This is a genomic window from Sphingomonas sp. (assembly GCF_035317925.1).
Classification (GTDB): Bacteria; Pseudomonadota; Alphaproteobacteria; order Sphingomonadales; family Sphingomonadaceae; genus Sphingomonas_I.
The window spans coordinates 1-18,384 of record NZ_DATHFV010000120.1 but is presented as its reverse complement, the minus strand read 5'-3'; the positions used below and the strand labels follow the sequence as shown (position 1 = coordinate 18,384).

Annotated in this window: 12 protein-coding genes; 4 read left to right on the top strand and 8 right to left on the bottom strand. The window is 64.6% G+C overall.

All coding sequences use genetic code 11. The features are described 5' to 3' along the window. The first annotated feature begins 220 nt into the window (after window positions 1–220). Both VK533_RS08615 and VK533_RS08610 read left to right on the top strand, forming a co-directional pair. Window positions 221–625, top strand: coding sequence for a DoxX family protein (locus VK533_RS08615; RefSeq protein ID WP_324376455.1), 405 nt, complete (start codon window positions 221–223; stop codon window positions 623–625). Between the two features lie 227 nt (window positions 626–852). Next, the gene (locus VK533_RS08610; RefSeq protein WP_324376454.1) at window positions 853–2,334 is read left to right on the top strand and encodes a glycoside hydrolase family 30 protein; all 1,482 of its coding nucleotides are present in this window, start codon (window positions 853–855) and stop codon (window positions 2,332–2,334) included. 64 nt (window positions 2,335–2,398) lie between these two features. On the opposite strand, the gene VK533_RS08605 is transcribed toward VK533_RS08610, so the two are convergent. Beyond that, on the bottom strand, window positions 2,399–3,598 hold the full coding sequence (locus VK533_RS08605; RefSeq protein WP_324376453.1) for an NF038122 family metalloprotease: 1,200 nt from the start codon (window positions 3,596–3,598) through the stop codon (window positions 2,399–2,401). Between the two features lie 230 nt (window positions 3,599–3,828). On the opposite strand from VK533_RS08605, the gene VK533_RS08600 reads away from it, so the two are divergent. Beyond that, entirely contained in the window at window positions 3,829–5,310 is a 1,482-nt protein-coding gene (locus VK533_RS08600) for a sulfotransferase (RefSeq protein ID WP_324376452.1), read from the top strand. 330 nt (window positions 5,311–5,640) lie between these two features. On the opposite strand, the gene VK533_RS08595 is transcribed toward VK533_RS08600, so the two are convergent. From VK533_RS08595 to VK533_RS08565, 7 genes are all read right to left on the bottom strand, one after another. Continuing rightward, window positions 5,641–6,480 carry a hypothetical protein gene (locus tag VK533_RS08595; RefSeq protein ID WP_324376451.1) on the bottom strand — a complete coding sequence of 280 codons (840 nt, stop codon included), beginning with the start codon at window positions 6,478–6,480 and terminating at the stop codon, window positions 5,641–5,643. Continuing rightward, window positions 6,467–8,629, bottom strand: a complete 2,163-nt coding sequence (locus VK533_RS08590; protein WP_324376450.1) for an alpha-amylase family protein — start codon at window positions 8,627–8,629, stop codon at window positions 6,467–6,469. The genes VK533_RS08595 and VK533_RS08590 overlap by 14 nt, the downstream gene beginning before the upstream one ends. 42 nt (window positions 8,630–8,671) lie before the next feature. Continuing rightward, a complete protein-coding gene (locus tag VK533_RS08585; RefSeq protein ID WP_324376449.1) occupies window positions 8,672–10,375 on the bottom strand; it encodes an L-lactate permease in 1,704 nt (567 codons plus the stop codon). Window positions 10,376–10,486: 111 nt separating this feature from the next. Next, window positions 10,487–11,791: a glycerate kinase gene (locus VK533_RS08580; protein WP_324376448.1), complete on the bottom strand. Its 1,305-nt coding sequence runs from the start codon at window positions 11,789–11,791 to the stop codon at window positions 10,487–10,489. Between the two features lie 135 nt (window positions 11,792–11,926). Then, complete coding sequence (locus tag VK533_RS08575; protein ID WP_324376447.1) at window positions 11,927–14,818, bottom strand: TonB-dependent receptor plug domain-containing protein; 2,892 nt, start codon at window positions 14,816–14,818, stop codon at window positions 11,927–11,929. 121 nt (window positions 14,819–14,939) lie between these two features. Then, the gene (locus VK533_RS08570; RefSeq protein ID WP_324376446.1) at window positions 14,940–15,773 is read right to left on the bottom strand and encodes a cyclase family protein; all 834 of its coding nucleotides are present in this window, start codon (window positions 15,771–15,773) and stop codon (window positions 14,940–14,942) included. A 107-nt stretch (window positions 15,774–15,880) separates the two neighbouring features. Beyond that, window positions 15,881–16,684 (bottom strand): IclR family transcriptional regulator, encoded by an 804-nt coding sequence (locus VK533_RS08565; protein ID WP_324376445.1) that lies wholly within the window; start codon window positions 16,682–16,684, stop codon window positions 15,881–15,883. 296 nt (window positions 16,685–16,980) lie between these two features. Between VK533_RS08565 and VK533_RS08560 the strand changes: the two genes are divergently transcribed. Next, window positions 16,981–18,339 (top strand): glycerate kinase type-2 family protein, encoded by a 1,359-nt coding sequence (locus VK533_RS08560; protein ID WP_324376444.1) that lies wholly within the window; start codon window positions 16,981–16,983, stop codon window positions 18,337–18,339. Window positions 18,340–18,384: the final 45 nt, after the last annotated feature.

Below are 18,384 nucleotides of genomic sequence, written 5' to 3'. Positions count from 1 at the left end.
GCTGGTGGCAGCGCTGATTGGCGGCGCGGCGACCTCGATCCTCGGCATGACCCGGCGCCGGCCATCCTATGCGCTGGAGGAGCATCGCGGCGGCTGACGGTCAAATTTCGGAAACGATGCTATGATCATTCGTGCTCTTTTTTTATGTCGTCGCCTAGCCGACATAAAGGACCGCAACGGCGCCAAAGGTGACGCCGTCTTTCTAACGGGGACCTTCACCATGGCTACTTCCACAACCGTCCGCACTGAATCGGGCATCGTGCCGCTGGTCGGCCGCATCCTGATCGCCGCCATCTTCCTGCTAAGCGGCATTTCCAAGATCACCGCACCCGCCGCGACGATCGGCTATATCCAGTCGGCCGGCCTCCCGGCACCGACCGTGGCCTATGCCGTGGCGGCGGCGATCGAACTGGGCGGTGGCCTGCTGCTGGTGCTCGGTTATCGCACCCGGATCGTCGCGGCCATCCTGACCGTATTCGCCTTCGCGACGGCGATCGGCTTCCACCACAATTTCGCCGACCAGAACCAGTTCATCCACTTCTTCAAGAATGTCGCGATGGCCGGTGGTCTGCTCCAAGTGGTCGCATTCGGCGGCGGCCGTCTCTCGCTCGACGCGCGCCGCTAAGCCTCTTCAATCGCACCAAGAGCCTGATCGTCACCGGTGAAAGCGCTAGGCGCTTCCACCGGTGACGTGAATCAGGCTCTATTCAAAGGGTTAGACCTTGATTCACGACCCAGGCATACCTGGATCGATCAAGGTCAGGGGCGTCGCCGACAATCGGCGGCGTCCTTTTTGCATGTCTGCCCGGCTTTCGTTATGGCGTTTTTGATAACGATGTCAGGGAGGACAAAATGAAGGGCACGACGCGGCGCGGCTTCCTGGGGGGAGCCGCGGGGCTGGCTACGGCCGCCACGGTTCCAGCGATCGCGCGTGGCGTCGGTGCGATCCGGATCCAGCAAAGTGCGGGCGACAAGCGCTTCACCGCGGTCTCGGGACTCGACTGGCAACCCGTCGCCGGCGACGCGGCGGACGCGATCACGCTCGATCCGACCACGACGTTCCAGGACGTGCTGGGCTTCGGCGCCGCCTTCACCGAGGCATCGGCCTATCTGATCAACACGCTCGCGCCGGGCGCGCGCGAAGCGTTCATGCACGAGCTGTTTTCACCCGATGAGCTTGGCATCAACGTCACCCGCATCTGTATAGGTTCGAGCGACTATGCGACCGCGATGTTCAGCTATGACGAAGGCGCGCCCGATCCGACGCTGGCGCGCTTCTCGATCGATCGCGACCGCGCCTATGTCTTGCCCGAATTGCTGACCGCACGGCACATCAATCCCGAATTGTTCATGCTCGCCTCGCCGTGGAGCCCGCCCGGCTGGATGAAGAATGGCAATTCGATGCTGGGCGGCAATATCAAGCCACCCAATTTCGCGGTCTATGCCCAATATCTCGTCAAATTCCTGCAGGCCTATCAGGCCGCCGGCGTGAAGCTCGACGCGATCACCACCCAGAATGAAAGCGACACCGATCAGGCCGGCCGCATGCCCGCCGCCGCCTGGCCGCAGGAATATGAGGTCGCGTTTGTCGGCAAGCATCTCGGCCCCGCGATCGAGGCGGCGGGACTTTCGACCAAGATCTGGCTGCTCGACCATAATTTCAATCTGTGGGGGCGCGTGTTCAACACGCTCGAAGATCCGAACGTGTTCAAATATGCCGACGGCATCGCCTGGCATCCTTATGTCGGCGCAGCGGAATCGATGACCCGTATCCACGACGCCTATCCGACCAAGAGTGCCTATTGGACCGAAGGCGGGTTCGAGCTCGCCGCGGGCAAGGGGACGATCGAGTTCGCCGCGACGCCCGGCCCGATGACGGCGGGCGTCGGCACGGTCGAGGCCAAGCCCAAGCTCGATCCGATGTCCGCGATCGTCCAGTCCGGGCTGGGCGCCACTCACGCACTACGCAACTGGGTACGCTGCATGATCGACTGGAACGTCGTGCTCGATGAGACCGGCCGACCCAATATCGGCCCATTCGATCTGAACGGCACCACCACAATCGATTCCAAGACCAAGCAGATAACCGAGCGCGGCGCCAATTATTGGGCGATCAAGCACCTCAATCACGCCGCGCGGCGCGGCGCGACCGTGATTCAATCCAGCGGCGATATCGACCAGCTGGCCCATGTTGCCTTCGTGAATACCGATGGCCGCAAGGCGATGGTGCTGACCAATGCCGGCTCCGACCGGACGGTCCAGATCCGCAACGGCGGACGCATGGCGACGGTCGCGCTGCCGGCCAACTCGCTCACCAATCTGAGCTGGACCTGAAAAAGAAAGCGCCGCCGGTCACGAGGACCGGCGGCGCTTTTTTTGGGCCTTATCGGAAAACGCGTTAGCCGAAGCTGACCGTGGTCCGCCGGCGACGCAGCGAGAAGCCGACCGCGCCAAAGCCGCCAAGCATCAGCGCCCACGTGCCGGGCTCCGGTGCGAGGCTGGCATAGATTTCCGACGTGGTCCGGTGATAGGCGCCATTGTTGGCGAGCGCGTCGACACTGAGGTTCCAGCCCATCGCGTCGAACGCCGCCAGATCGAGCGACGTCACGTCGCCCATCTGGGCGTAGCAGAAGGTCGGATCCATGATCCCGAGTTGCGGGCCGCAGGCATTGGCGCCCTCGGCGTCCTTCCAGTGCGACGCCTGGTTGCCGTCGCCATTGTAGGTGCCGGTCGAGAAGGTGTTGCCGAACAGAGCCGTCTGGCCGCCATCGATCGAGAAGTAGGAATCGGTGCCGGTCGTCAGATCGATCTGCGGCCCGCCCGGCCCGAGATTGTTCGGATCGTTGCTGTAGCGGAACATGTCGAGCGCACTGAAGATCGACGTGTCGTTCAGATCGTAGCCGAGCGCACCCGCACCCGGGCCATTGGGCGAACCGTAATAATCGAAATAGTCCACGCCCGAGACGAAGCCCAGCGCATGGCCGATTTCGTGGATCGCGACACCCAGGAAGTCCATATGGCCCGCCGAGATGCCGTCGGTCGGATCAAAATCGAACGAGAAGTCGCTGCTGAACGTCACCGCGCCGTCGAGCGAGCCCGGGCTCGACAGCGAGCCGCCGATCGCCTTGATCAGCGAACTGTTCGCATACAACACCGCGCCGGCATATTTGGAATCGTCGGCATAGACCTGGTCGGCCGACGCGTTCGAGTTGCCGCCGCTCGCATCCGTGCCGGCGGTGATGTAGCTGATCGCGCCATTTGGGCCGATCGAGGGCAGAACGACCTGCTGGTCGAGCGCCGAGTTGCTCTTGGTCGCGTTGACCAGGGCTTCCCAGCTGGCGACGCTGATGTCGGCGCGGCGGCTGCCGGTCGAGCCGATCACATTCGGCGGAAGCGAGTCGAAACCGACGCCCAGGTTGATCGTCACGTTGTTGGTGAACATCGTGCCCCAGAATTTGGCAGCGATGTTGAAATCCTTTTCCGCGACCGAGCCGCTCACGCCGCCCAGATCGACGAGATTGATGGTCGCCGCGTCAGCACTGCTGATCGCGAGCAAGGTCGCTGCGGTGCCGCAAGCGAGAATCGCCTTGATTTTCATGACGTACCCCTGTTCCGGCCCGAGTCCCCCTCGGGCAAGTTACGGAGAGTTAACTGGAAACATTCATGGTCTGTCAAGGAATCGCCGCCCGGATGGGCGATTTTGATAGTTAATGATTCGGCGCTTTCTTAGGCGGCGCAGCAAAAATCCCGGGATTCCGCCGTCATATCGGCCCCGGCACGATCCCAAGTGAGGCTTGGTCGCCACAGGCACCTTGTCTACTAGGGTGCGTGGCCACCCTGAATCCCGTTGCGGCGAGTCCCCTCATCGCCGCGCTGCGCGACGCGCTGGCGCGGCGCGACCGCGAGGCGACCAACGCCGCGGTGGAGAGCTTGCTTGCCACCGGCGCGCCGCTCGGCACCGAATGGAAGCGGATTGCCGAGCTGATGCGGATGAGTGGTGAGGTCAGCCTCGCGATCCGCGCGATCGATGCATTCGCCGCCGCCGGCGGCGGCGCAACCGAAGCTTTATATGACAAGGTCATCCTGCTGACCCAGACTGGCCGGCTCAAGCAGGCGAGGGATCTGCTGCTCACCTTGCCCACGAAGCGCATGGATCCCGCCGCACGCTCCTATCTGCTCGGCAATGTCGCGATCACGCTCGGTCTGATCGATCAGGGCCGCGAGGAACTGGAAAAGGTGGTCCGAGCCCGTCCCGGCTGGGGCCCGGCCTGGCTTTCGCTGTCCTCGATGGTGAATCTCGCGCGCGATCCGCTCGGCGACCGCATGCTGGGCGATCGCGCGGCGGCCGAAGCCCAGCCGCCGCGCGAGCGCGCGCGCTACTTTTACGCGCTCGGCAAGCTCCACCATGACCGGGGCGAGCATGACGAGGCATTCGCCGCCATCGCCGAGGGCGCGCGCCTGCTGCGCAGCGACGTCCCCTATAGCCGCCGCGGCGACGAGGCGAGCGCTGCCGCCGCGATGACCGGCTTCGAGCCCGGCATGATCGAACGCCTCAACGCGCAACAGACTTTGCCCACCGCCCGGCCGATCTTCGTTACGGGCCTGCCGCGTTCGGGCACGACGCTGATCGAGCAGATATTAACCAGCCACAGCAATGTCGCGGACGGGGGCGAGATCAGTCTGGCGCACCACGTCGCGGTCGCGACGGGGGGCGTATCGGGCGACGCGATCACCGCTTACCTGGGGGGCGGCGGCACGGTCGAGAAGATGGCCGGCCTTTATCTTCACCTGCTCGAAGAACGATTCGGCGTCCAAGGACGGATGATCGACAAGACGATCGACAATAGTCGCTTCCTCGGCCTGATCGCGGCGAGCCTGCCCGACGCGCCCTTGATATGGATGCGGCGCGATCCGCTCGATTCCGCCTGGTCCTGCTTCCGCACCTTCTTCATTCATGGCGTCGCCTGGAGCTACGGCCTGACCGATATCGCCCACCATTTCAGGCTGGAGGATCAATTGGTCGAATTCTGGCAGGACCGGCTCGGCGACAGGCTTCTGGTGGTGCCCTATCCCGCCTTGGTCGATGCGCCCGAAGACTGGACGCGGCGCATCCTGGCCCATTGCGGGCTGGCGGAGGAAGCCGCGGTCCACAAATTCCACGAGACCGACCGCGTCGTCGCGACCGCGAGCGCGCTGCAGGTGCGCCGCCCGATCAACCGCAGCGGCATCGGCGTCGCCGAGCCCTATCGCGCCCACCTCCAGCCGTTCATCGACGCGTATTGGGGCCAAGGCGGCCCCAGCGTGGCCTGAAGGCCACAGCCGAGTCACCGAACGGCAACATAGTTTTGCTAGACTGGCCACGCTCAACAGGGGAGCGTGTGCCATGTTCAGAATGATCTTCGCGATCGTCGTCGGCGTGATGGAAAAGACGCCCAAGCGCGACCGCCGCGCCGCCTGACCGCAGGCAGCAGCATGCATATTGCGACGGACCAAAGCCGGCGGCCTTGGCGGTTGCGGATTTGACTCCTTATCTTCCGGCTCAGGCAAGATGACCGGAGAGAGTCTATGCGCTGCTTCGCCTTGACCGCGTTCGCTTCCCTCACCCAAGACCGTGGAAATAGCCCGCCGGGGCCGGAAAGCTCAGTGGGCGGTCGCTGTCAGACGCACCTCGCCCAGCGTGCCGAAATGCGCGGCATAAGTGCCCGGCTGAACGTCCACTTTGTCACCGATCTTGCCGGTTAGAACGATATCGCCGCGCCGTATCCTGTAGCCCTGTGCGCGGGCAAGCTGGACGATGGCTACTAGGCTGCCCCACGCATCCCCCAACGAATCCCGCCCCACGCCATGGGTCAGCGCATTTCCGTCGCGCGTCAGCGTGGCGCTTTCTTGATCAAGGTCGGCACAGCATCGGGCGGGCTTGCCGATCACGAAGCGGGCGGATGAGATATTGGCGCCGACCATATCGGCCGCCGAATAATGGGCCGGGTCGGCATAGCCGATATCGGGCAGGTCGATCACCGGCACCACGCTACGCACGGCGGCGCGAACCGCCTCGGGCGTGAGCGGACCGGGGGGCAGATCACGGCCGAACAGGAAGCCGAGCTTCACCTCGAGCGCGGCATGGCGGTAACCGGCGAGCGAAAGCGTCGCCGGGGAGGCCAGCCGGCCGGACCGGAACTGCACCGCCACCAAAGGCTGCGCGACGCCGCGCTGGTGCATCGAGGCCTGCGACATCAGGCCGCCGCGATAGCCCGCGATGCGATCGCCGGCCGCAAGCTGGCGTTCGACGATGCGATGCTGGACCGCATAGGCCCGGTCCAGGCTGATGTCCGGATCGAAGCTCGTCACCGGGCGGAACGGGCGCACCGCCTGCGCCGCCGCCATATACTCGGTCACATAGGCGTCGTTGTCCGGGGCGGCCGCGCCAGCCGGCAAGACGGCCAGCGCGACGCCCAGGAATGCGAGCCTAGCTGCGCGCAACGGTGATCGCTTCGAAATAGCCGACCGGCGGCAGCGCGTACCAGCGATAGCCCTTCGCATCGGGTGCCCCGATCGGCTTCAGCGCGCCCGGCACGACCAGGCTTGCCGCCGCGCCACCGCCGCGCACGCCCAGCCGCAGGCCGTGGATCAGCGGCGGTTCTTCATAGAGGCCATTCCGCTGCCCCGCATAATTGACGACATGGACGAGCAGTCCCCCACCGGGCTTGCGCATCGTCATCAGCTCGACCGGGCCGGCGCCTTCCAGTCTCACCTCGGCCGGGGGTGCATAATGGTCGATCAGGCCGGCGAAGATCGCGGCATGATCGGGCAGGCCGTCGCGATAATATTGAACGTCGGGCCGCCACGGGATGTGGATCGACCGGCCCTTGCCGAACTCGCGCACGAGGATGCCGGGATAGGCCAGCGCCTTGGTCTCGGGATGTGCATAGCTCAGCTCGGGCGGCCCGAACGGCTGCTCGGGGGCAAGCTTCAGGAAGCTGGTCGTGCCGGGCTTGAGATCGGCGGGATAATATTCGCCGTCGGCCGGGATGTGCGCGCCGCCGAAATCGATGGGCGAGGTCTTCGCATCGAAGCTCCAGCCATGGTCTTCGAGCGGCTTGTTGTAGGATTCGATCGGCGAACTCTGCATCGGCATTTTCGATCTTTTCTCGCCGGTCGGGGCATAGGTCCCGGTCAGGCCGATCGCGATCACGGTGCCGCCTTCATGGACGAAGCCGTCGAGCGCGGCTGCCTCCGCATCCGACAAGGATGCCGTCGCGGGCAGGATGACGACATCCCAGTCCCGCGTCGACAATTTGGTGACGCCATCGGCAACCCGATCGGCATTCACCATCCAGAACGGAATGCGCCGGTCGAGCAAGGCCGTATAGACCCCGCGCCAACCGGCGGTCGCGGTCTTGCCCTCACCGCCGAGCAGCGCGCTCAGCCCGCGAGCACCGCTGTACATCGCGACGCGCGCACCCGGCTTGAGGCCCGCATAATGCGCCTCGTGCGCCTTGTGCCACTGGAACAAGGTGCGCAGCGGCGCCTCGAACCGATGATCGTCCTGATCGTCGAACGAGCCCATCAGATAGAGGTCGAGCATCGCGCCCGTGCCGAGTTGCTGCGCGAGCCGCGTCATATGATAGGGGCCGTCCTCGAGCACCTGACGCCAGGGATAATCGACATGCGCGGTCGAGGTTGAGGAGAAGGACTTGCCCGGCACGGTCGACTGGATCTGCCGGCTCTGCTCGCCCGACTGATAGGCCCATTCGGGCGCGGGCCGATCGACGCGGCGCTGCAATTCGCCGCGTGCCACCTCGTTCTTCATGTTCCAGCCGAGCACCGCCACGTCGGGCTGGATCGCCTTGATCACCGCATAGTTCCGGTCGAACAATTCGGTCGTGATTCGTTCCTGGAATTCCTGATAATCCTTCCAGTTCGGATCGGCGGGACCGTCGGTCTTGGGCAGATCCTTGCCGTACATTTCGCGGAAACGGCGCTGGCAGTTCGGGCACACGCAGATGCCGCGATTGGTGTTGCCGTAATCGGTCATCGAGAAGCCGGCGCCGTTGAAGAAGACGCCATCCATCGGATAGCGGCCCATGCCTTCCTTGAGGATCTGGACCGCATAATCCTGCGCCCATTGGCCGTTGGGGCAGGCCTGATAGGTGCCGGCATATTCGCGCGGGGATCCGTCGCGATTGATCATGAACCATTCGGGATGCGCGTCGTAGGTCTTGCGCATCGACTTGGTGAGATCGAACCGGCCGATATAAGCGAGGCCTTCGGCGCGCGAGGCCTCGATCATGCCCTTCACGAAATCGCCGTCGCCCATGAAGCGCGAGCGATACTGATATTCGAGCGCGGTCGGATAGAAAGCGACGATGCCGCCGACGTTGGAGACGATGACGTTGCCGCCGAATTCGCGGATGTCGCGCGCGATCTTGCGCGGATCCTCGCGAATGTCGGGCTCGCGCAAATTGGTCTGCACGATCCGATAGGGCTTCTTGTACCAGGGCTGCTTGCCGGCATCGGACATCGCCCGGACCGCGGCCTGGACCGAGCCGCTTCCGGCCGTCGTCAGCGCCAGACCCAACACGCCGCCTGCCTGAAGCAGATCGCGGCGACGCACCTTCGGTTCGGTCATTGTCCCTCTTCCTCTCGCTTGTCTGTTTTTCGGTGGCTTGGCTCAGTGGGCGACGACCACCAGCGACGTGAACGGTGCGACATAGGCCATCAGCATCACCAGGATGCCGACCAGCGAGGCCAGCACGATGCTGTGCCAGAATACGTAGCGCAGGATGCGGCCTTCCTGGCCGAACCATTGGGTCGCGGTCGAGGCGACGACGATGCTTTGCGCATCGACCATCTTGCCCATCACGCCACCCGCGCTGTTGGCGCTGGCCATCAGCACCGGCGACAGACCCAGCTGGTTCGACGTGATCTTCTGAAGGCTGCCGAACAGCACGTTGGAGGCGGTGTCCGAGCCGGTCACCGCGACGCCGAGCCAGCCGAGCATCGTGCCGAAATAAGGATAGAGCAGACCGGTCGCGGCGAAGGCCAGACCCATGGTCGCGTCGATCCCGGCGAAGCGAGTGAGATAGCCCAGGCCGAGCATTGCCGCGATCGTCAGCAACGAGGTCGAGACCGATCGCAGCGCGCGGCCATAGGTCCGCACCAGTTCGCCCGGCCGGGCGCCCATCAGCAAGCCCGACAGGACCGCCGCGAACAGGATCGCGGTGCCGGTCATCGACAGCAGGTTGAACTTGTAGACCGCCGCCTCGGCTTGCGCCGACGCCACCACCGGTGGGATACGCAGCACGACCTTGTCGAGGCCCGGCACGTGCAGTTCGAGGCTGAACAGGCTGTCGAGCACGCCCTTCACCTGGGGGGCACCCCACACGAATACCGTGATGGTCAGGATCAGCCACGGCATCCACGCCTTGGCGACCGCGCGCCGCGTCGGGGCTTCGGCCGATCGGATCACCGCTTCGTCGGCTTCCTCGGGATGGTCGGCCGACGCCACCGGCACGCGTTCGTCGCCGCGGCTGAGCGGGGCTTCGTTGACGTGCATGATCCGCTTCGGCTGCCATACCCGCAGGAACAGGATCAGCGCGAGGATCGACCCGACCGACGATACGATCGCGGTCAGCCAGGGCCCGTGCAGGTTCGAGATGACGAGCTGGAGCACGGAAAAGGTCAGACCGGCAACCAGCGTCGCCGGCCAGACTTCGAGCATGCGCCGCCAGCCGCAATAGGCGATCAGCAGCCAGAAGGGCACGATCAGCGAGAACAGAAACATCTGCCGCCCGACCATCGCCGACAGATCGAGCAACGGCAGGCCTGTGATCGACGCCAAGGTCAGAATCGGCGTGCCGAGCGCGCCGAATGCGACCGGCGCGGTATTGGCGATCAGGGACAGGCCGGATGCCTGCAGCCGGGTGAAGCCCAGCCCGATCAGCATCGCGCCCGTGACCGCGACCGGCGCGCCGAACCCGGCGGCGCCCTCGAAGAAAGCGCCGAAACAGAAGGCGATCAGCAGAAGCTGAAGGCGGCTATCCTCGGTCACGCCCGCAATCGAGTTGCGCAAGATCTCGAACTGACCGCGTTCGTTGGTGAGCTGGTAGAGGAAGATGATGTTGAGCACGATCCAGCCGATCGGCATCAGCCCGTTGATCGCGCCGAACGCGGTCGCGCGGCCCGCCAGCCCGATGGGCATATGGAAGCCGATGACCGCGACCAGCACGGCGGTGGCCAGCCCCGCCAGCGCGGCGACGTGCGCGCGCATGTGCAGGAAGGCGAGCCCGCCCAGCATGACCAGGATCGGAAGCGCCGCCGCTATCGTCGACAATATCGGCGATCCTAGCGGATCATATCCTTGGGACCAGGTCATGAAGGCGTCGTCTCCCTGTCGGAACGGCAGGGTCGCCACGCTATGGCCAGCGCCATGCCTCGTGCAACGCGCGGCATGCGGTCATCCCACATGCCGAAAACAGCGCTCGCTTCAGCGGTCGACCAGAATGACGCGGAAGTCGTTGACGTTGGTGCGGGTCGGGCCGGTCACGACCAGATCCTCCAACCCGGCGAAGAAGTCGTAGGTCTTGTTCGCGCGCAGCGCGCTCGCCGGCGACAGCCGCGCGCGGCGCGCGCGCGCCAATGTGGTCGGCGTGATCAACGCGCCGGCATTGTCCTCGGTCCCGTCGATGCCGTCGGTGTCGCACGACAGAGCCGAAATGCCGGGCGTGCGATCGAGCGCCAGCGCCAGACTGAGCAGATATTCGGTGTTGCGCCCGCCGCGCCCGTCGGCATTGCGCACGACGACCGTGGTCTCGCCGCCCGACAGCAAGGCCCAGCGCCCGCCCTTCTGCGCATGGTGCAGAGCGAGCGCGGCGTGGATCGTGCCGACTTCGGTGCTGTCGCCTTCGATGTCGCCGCCGAGATAGACCGGGGTATAGCCCGCGGCCGCCGCCATCTGTCCTGCAGCCTGGAGCGCGTTGATCGATCGCGCGATCACGCGCGTCTCGGCCGCGTCGAACTCGCTGCGCGAAGCGTTGGGCGTTTCGTTCGCCGGATCGGCCAGCGCGTCGCGGACATGGTCCGGCGTGACGATGCCGTACAAGGCGAGGATCTTGCGTGCGTCTTCGAGTTTGGTCCGATCGGGCAGGGTCGGGCCCGAGCCGACCAACGCGGGATCGTCGCCGGGAATATCGGACAGGACCAAGGTAACCACCTTGGCCGGCGCGGCGGCGAGCGCGAGGCGGCCACCCTTAACCCCCGACAAATGGGTGCGGACGCAGTTGATCTCGGAAATCGATGCGCCGCATTGCAGAAGCTGACGCGTGACATCCTGCTTGTCGGCCAAGGTCACGCCGGTCGCGGGCATGGTCAGCAACGCGGACGCGCCGCCCGATACCAGCGCCAGCAATTGATCGTCGGGGCCCAACGCGCGCACCGCGTCGAGGATGTGGCGCGTCGCGGCGATGCCATGTTCGTCGGGCAGCGGATGGCCGGCTTCGAACACGGTAAAGCCGGGCGGCATCTGGCTGGCGGGATAGGAGTGGCCGTAGCGCGTGAGCACGATGCCATCGACCGTGCCTTCCATATGCCGGTAGACCGCGCGCGCCATCGCCGCGCCGGCCTTTCCGATCGCGAGGATCAGGGTGCGGCCGGGCACCGGCGCGGGCAATTGCGCGGGAATGCAGAGATCCGCCGACACGGCCGCGACCGCGACATCGAACAATTCGATCAGCAGCGCGCGCTGCGCGATTTCACCCGGCGTGGGGAGCGGTAAAGAGATCGGTTCAGGCACCCTCGTCCTCGCTTTTCGTGGCGCCGCAGCGTCAAGGTCCTGCCATGCGCGCGGGCATCACGCAACTCACCCAAAAAATGCGGCGGCGATGCCCGGCATCGCCGCCGCCAGGGTGGGAGAGGAAACCGCGTGACGTCAGAATTTGAACTTCACGCCGACCGTCCAGTACCGGCCGACGATATCGTAGACGTTGCGCGACGTCGGAATGTTCAATCCGGGAACGGGGCTGATCAGGAACAGCCGTCCCTTCTGGTTGAGCAGGTTGTTGATCGTCGCATAGAGCTCGATGTTCTTCTTTTTCCCGAAATCGTAGGACAGGTTGAGATCGGTGTAGAAAGTCGGCTTGATATTGTTATCAACATACTGGAAAATATCGGAAATGTGGAAGGCGCCGACATAGCGTTCCTGCACGCCGATGCCGAATGCATTGACCGAATAATCGACGTTCATCGTGCCGCGCCATTTCGGCATGGGCAGTGGATAAAAGCCCTGGATGAAGTCGGCATTCCCCGCATAATCGCGCTCCGGCAGCACGGACGAAGGCTGTTGCTTGTAGGAGATCAGGCGGGTGGCGAGCAGCCTGGTGCTGAGCGAGCCCGGCCCGATGCTGGTGCGGTAACTCGCCTCGAAGTCGAGCCCGTTGGTCTGGGTCCAAGCCAGGTTCAGGTTCTGGAGCAGGATCTGAGTCGGGAAGTTCGCGGCCGAATGATCCGAATATGGCCCGGGCCGGATGACCTGCGCGCATAGCGGGCTGGTACCGCCGCTTTGCTCGCAGAAATCGTCCTCCTGAATATAGGTGAAGGGCTGCGCGATCGCGTCCTTGATCTTGATATTGTAATAATCGACCGAGACGTTGAAACCGCGCAGGAAGGACGGACTGAGCACCGCGCCGATCGTATAGGTCAGCCCCTTCTCCGGCTTCAGATCGGGGTTGCCCGACGAAATCACATTCACGTTCTGCGAAAGGCCGGTGTGCAGATCGGTCAGCGGACTGGTGGTCTGCTGCTTGCCCGCGAACAGTTCGAACAGGGTTGGTGCTCGAATGTCACGCGACACCGTGCCGCGCAGGCGCAGATCGTGGATCGGGTTATAGGACAGGCCCAGCTTCCAGGTCGCGACCGATCCGGAGGTGCTGTAATCGGTGTAGCGCGCCGCACCGTTGGCATCGAGCGAGCCGATCACCGAATCCTTGAGCAAAGGCACGTCGATTTCGCCGTAGAGTTCCTTCACATTGTAAGAGCCGTCGGCGACGCCGATATTTACGCCGACGAACTGGTTGGTCGTGTTGACGCCGCGCAGGCCGGTGAAGTCGACGGGGATCGCCGGATTGCTGTTGCTGGTCTGAATAAGAGACTGGTGCCGATATTCCGCGCCCAACGCGACCCCGACCGGCCCTGCCCAGAGCGAGAAGGGTTCGCCGGAGATATTGACCGCGAACAGGTCCATCTTGTTGCTGGTGTCCCAGACGGATTCGCGCCGGACGTAATTTTGCGCGTTGGTTTCGTTGGGACCGTTGCCGAACACGCTCAGGGGAACGCAGCCGGGGAAGGAACCGGGATTGGTCAGGGTGACGCGGCAGACGACGTTGCCGGAAGGATCCCGAACCGCATCCACCGCGGCGAAGAAGCGCGCATTGTCGACCTGATAGGCGCGCGTGAAGAAGCTCGACGAGCCGTGCGTATAATAAGCTTCCCACTTGAAGGTCGAGAATTTGCCCTGCAGCCCGGCATTGATCACGGTGTTGCGGCTGCCCTGGACATCGGTATTCGGGGCCCAGTTCAGGAAGGAGCGCGCAACGATGAAGCTGCCATTGGGGCCCAGCGCTGCATTGAGAGCGGGCGTCAGATAGGCATTGCCGGCGAAGATCGTCGCACCAGTTCCCGGGGTGCCGGCACGGCCATTCTGATCCTTGCTCTCACCGCGATTCCAGCTGATCTCGGCGAACGCCGTCACGTTCGGCGTGAATTCGAAGCTGGCCCGGCCAAAGAGCTGCGTCGTCGTGAGCGACGGCACGCCCGTCACTGGCAGCGGATTACCGAGCAGCCCGTCACCGCCAATGCCGTAGCCGGGCCGCCCGGGGATAGCGGTGCCGGGATTGTAAGCGGCAATCTGCCCGTCGAGCGTGATCTGCTTGCCCGCCATCGGCCCGTTCTGGATGTACCCGCCCAGCGCGCTGGTGGTCGATTTGGCGTTGCCGACGTAGAAGTAGGGCGACGCTGCGGTGCCCAATCCACCGATGGTTTCCTGCGAGAAGATGTTCTGGCCGCTCGAGGTATAGCGCGATGCGCGATCGTCGATGCCGTCCGAATGATAGCGCTCGGCGCTGGCGATGATGTGCAGGCGGTTGTCGAAGAAGCCCGTGCCGAAAGCGAGGCCCGCCTTGTAGGACGAATCGTCGCCGTAGGTGGAAATGCCGCTCTGGATATTGCCCTTCAGGCCGGTGAAATTCTTGTTGAGGATGAAGTTGACCACGCCCGAGACCGCGTCCGAGCCGTAAGCCGCCGACGCGCCGCCGGTGACGACATCGACGCGATCGACCAGCAATTGCGGGATCAGGTTGGTGTCGGTGGAGCCATTGCTGCTGGTCGGCGGAACGCGGCGTCCATCTTCCAGGATCAGCACGCGCTGCGGCCCGAGCGCGCGGATGTCGAGATAGTTACCCGAACGGACCTTCGACGCGCCGGTATCGGCCTGCGCATTCTGGCTGATCGAGCCCTGGAACTGGGGCAGCTGGTTGAGCGCGTCCGGGATGTTGCTCGGCGCGGTCTTGGTCAGCTGGTCGGCCTGGAGCACGGTCACCGGCGTCGGCGCGTTATAGCCCGCGCGCGCAATGCGCGATCCGGTTACGACAATGTCGGCGGCGTCACTGTTGCCCTGCGCGGTCGCGGAAGGCTGGTTCGCAGCACTCGCCGGAACCGCCGCCCCGGTTTCGGCCGGCGCCGGGCTCTGCTGCGCCAGCGTGGGCGCCGCGAGACCAAAGGCACTTACCGTTGCAAGAAATATCCTGTGCGCAGTCCTGCCGGTCATTTGCGATCCCCTCCAAATTCAATTTTATTATTTGAACGGGAGGATATGGGACTTGATTTGAGGTGATAAGGTCGGCGGCTCGTCTGTCCCGCATTGTGGAAGCGGCTTCCGTGGGCCCGCTCTAGAAGAGCGCAATCGCCCGGATCGGGATTCCGGTCGCGTCCTTGATCGGCGCCGCGCCCGCGATCAGAACCGCGCCGCTGGGCGGCACATCCTGCATATTGGTCAGGAATTCGATTCCCCAACGGCCACTGCGCAACCAGCGCTGATGGACCGGATAGGCGGGGGAGTTCGAGCCCCGGTCGATCGAGCCGGTATCGACCGCGATACCTTTGACATCGCGTTGCGTGATCAGCATCTCGCACACTTCAGGGCCGAAGCCGGGGCTTTTGTGGAAATCGGCGGGCGGGCCGCCTGCCTGCATCGCCTTGACGCGCGCGATCATGTCGTAGCCCGAATTGATCGCGACGCAGCATCCCGCGGGCAGACGCCCCCATTTCTTTTCCCAGGCGAAGACATCGTCGGGCATCAGCGCGGTGTCGGGATTGGCGGCGACGCGCGCGCTGATGTCGAACAGCGCGAGCGGGACGACGAGGTCCGAGATCGGGATTTCGCCGAGGCTCTTGCCATTGTTGTCGAAGTGACGCGGCGCATCGATGTGCGTGCCGGTATGCTCGACCAGCATCAGCCGGTTGAGGTTCATGCCGACAGCATAGCCCGAGCCCACGATCGGATCCATCGCGATGCGGGGGCGGCCCGGGGTCAGGTTGAAATCATTGGTCAGCTCGTGCGTCAGGTCGACGACGTTGATCAATTGCTTGCCGATGCGGATGGTCGAGCGGCCGGGCGCGGTCACGGCGGCACCGGCCTGCGGTGCGCTGGAGATGGCCAAAGCGGCAGCGGCCATACCAAGCCCGCTGCCGACCAGCAGGCTGCGACGATCAAGCTCAGTCATGGCGCTCTCCCGGATTTTGCCAAATTTAGGCGCCCGCGCCCGCGCACCGTCAATCAGCCGTTCCACATCCCGGAACGGGCGACAGGACCTTCAGCGAAAAAGCGAGATCAGGCGGCGAGAACCGCGCCGATATCCTCGGACATGCGCCGCGCCGCCGCGGCCAGCGAGCGCCCGAGCGTATTGAGACGCTGATCGGGCAGACGCGCGATCGTGCCCGAAATGGAGAGCGACGCACGCACCCGGTTGTTGCGATCGAACACCGGCGCGGCGACACAGCGTATCCCCGTCGAATTCTCTTCGTCGTCGATCGCGAAGCCCTGAGTGCGGATCTGGCCGAGCTGGCTGACCAGCGCATTCTTTTCGATGATGCTCGAATAGGTCCGGCGCGTCAGCGGCCGCCCTTCGAGGAAGAGGTCGAGCTCGCTGGGGTTCCAATGCGCGAGCAATACCTTGCCCGACGCCGTCGTATGCATCGGCAGATGGATACCGGGTTGGCAGGCACCGGCGCGCTGATCGACCGGGCGGACCTGGCCGACATAGCGCACGCCTTCGGTGTCGGAGACGGCGATATTCACCACCTCGTTCGCTTCGATCATCAGCGAGCGCATGATCGGCCGTCCCAGCCGGCCGAGATCGCGCACCTGCACGAAAGCGGAGCCGAGCGCGAACGCCTGGACACCGATCATCCAGCGATTGGTGCTCGAATCGAATTCGACGTAGCGGAGGGCGTCCATCGTGGTCAGCAGGCGGTGGGCGGTCGAACGCGGCAGGCTCGCCAGCTTGGCGACCTCGGTCAGCGTCAGGCCGTCATCATGCTTTGCAAGCGCGTCAAGCAGACCGAATGCGCGCACCAAAGATTGCACGCGTCCCAGCCGGTCATCTTCGCCCGCGAAGTCTGCCACCCCAATCATGCTTGCGATCCCTCTCCGCCCCTCTCCCCTTGTTTTTCCGGGAGTATCGAGCCGGGCGACATTACATCCGGAATGGTCAAGCTCCAATAGGCCCAAACAGGCGGCTAAAGAGGCGTAGCGCGGCGGCTTTCCCGCATTGTGAAAACGTAAGCGCCTTTCGCCTGCCCGGACCGGCACTGTTCCATCTGGCGGGACAGGTGCGATTGTCTTGCCAATCCCCCCTTCCTAGCACCGCATGAGCCGATGCCGAAGCCGAGCGAACGACGCTCAGGCCACGGCGCGGGGGAGAGGGTTGCATGAGTGAGAATGCGCAGGAGATCGGCGATCTCCCGCCAATGGCCGGGACCGATACGATCCGACGGCGGGCGTTGCTGACGCGCATTTACGATGCCGCGATCGACGCGGTGCGCGGTGAGAATCTCATCGCTGCACGGTCGCGTCTGGTCGGCGACACGTGGATCTATGAATCGGGCGGTCAGCGTTTCGAATGGCTGCTCGACCCTGCCGGACGGGTCATCGCGATCGGCGCCGGCAAGGCGGCCGCTTCTTTGCTGGCGGGACTGGAAAAGGTGCTGGGCGACCGGCTCGACGGCGGCTGCGCGATCGTCAAGGAAGGCCATGCCGAGCCGCTCCGGCGGATCGAGCTGTTCGAGGCGGGCCACCCCATTCCCGACGAACGCGGCGTCCGCGCCACCACCGCGATGCTCGATTTTCTTGATGGCCTGGGGCCGCACGACAATGTGTTCGTCGCCCTGACCGGCGGCGCATCGGCGCTTATGGTCGCGCCGGCCGACGGGATCACGCTCGCCGAAAAGGCGGAGGTCACCGACGTCCTGCTCGCCTCCGGCGCGAACATCACCGAGATCAACACGATCCGCAAACATCTGTCGAAGGTGAAGGGCGGACGGCTGCTCGACGCGATCCATCCAGCCCGTTCGCTGACGCTGATGATTTCCGATATACCAGGCAACGATCTGGCGATGATCGGATCGGGCCCCACGTTCCGCGATGCGACCACATCGCGCGAGGCGCTCGACATCCTCGATCGCTATGGCGTGACGCAAAAGATTCCGCGGTCGGTTCTAGAAATACTCGAACGGCCGACGCCGTCGTCGCACGCACCCACCGACGATCGCGCGAACCATCTGGTTCTGGCCGACAGCAATTCCGCACTGGCCGCCGCAGAGGCGATGGCCGAGCGTGAAGGCTATCGGACGCGCATCGTCGATGCGCACATGGATAACGACACGCACGACGCCGCGCGCCGGTTCGCGGCGTCGATGTCGGACGCCGCCAACGGCGCCTGTTCGCCGACGGTCTTCCTCGCTGCGGGCGAGACCACGCTCAAGGTCAAGGGCAGCGGACGCGGCGGACGCAACCAGGAATTCGCTCTGGTCGCCGCACTGGCACTGGAAGGCATTCCCAACGCGGCCCTGCTTTCGAGCGGAACCGACGGAACCGATGGCCCGACCGATGCCGCCGGCGGGTTCGCCGATGGCACCACGATCGCGCGCGCGCGCCGGGCCGGCATCAGCGCCACCAGCGCGCTCGCAAACAATGATTCCAATACCTTCCTCGCCGCTCTCGACGATCTGCACGTCACCGGTCCGACCGGGACCAACGTGATGGATCTGGTGATCGGCGTGGTCGACTGAATCGCAGCCATGGCCCGGATGGAGGATATATGAAGATCGGTTTCG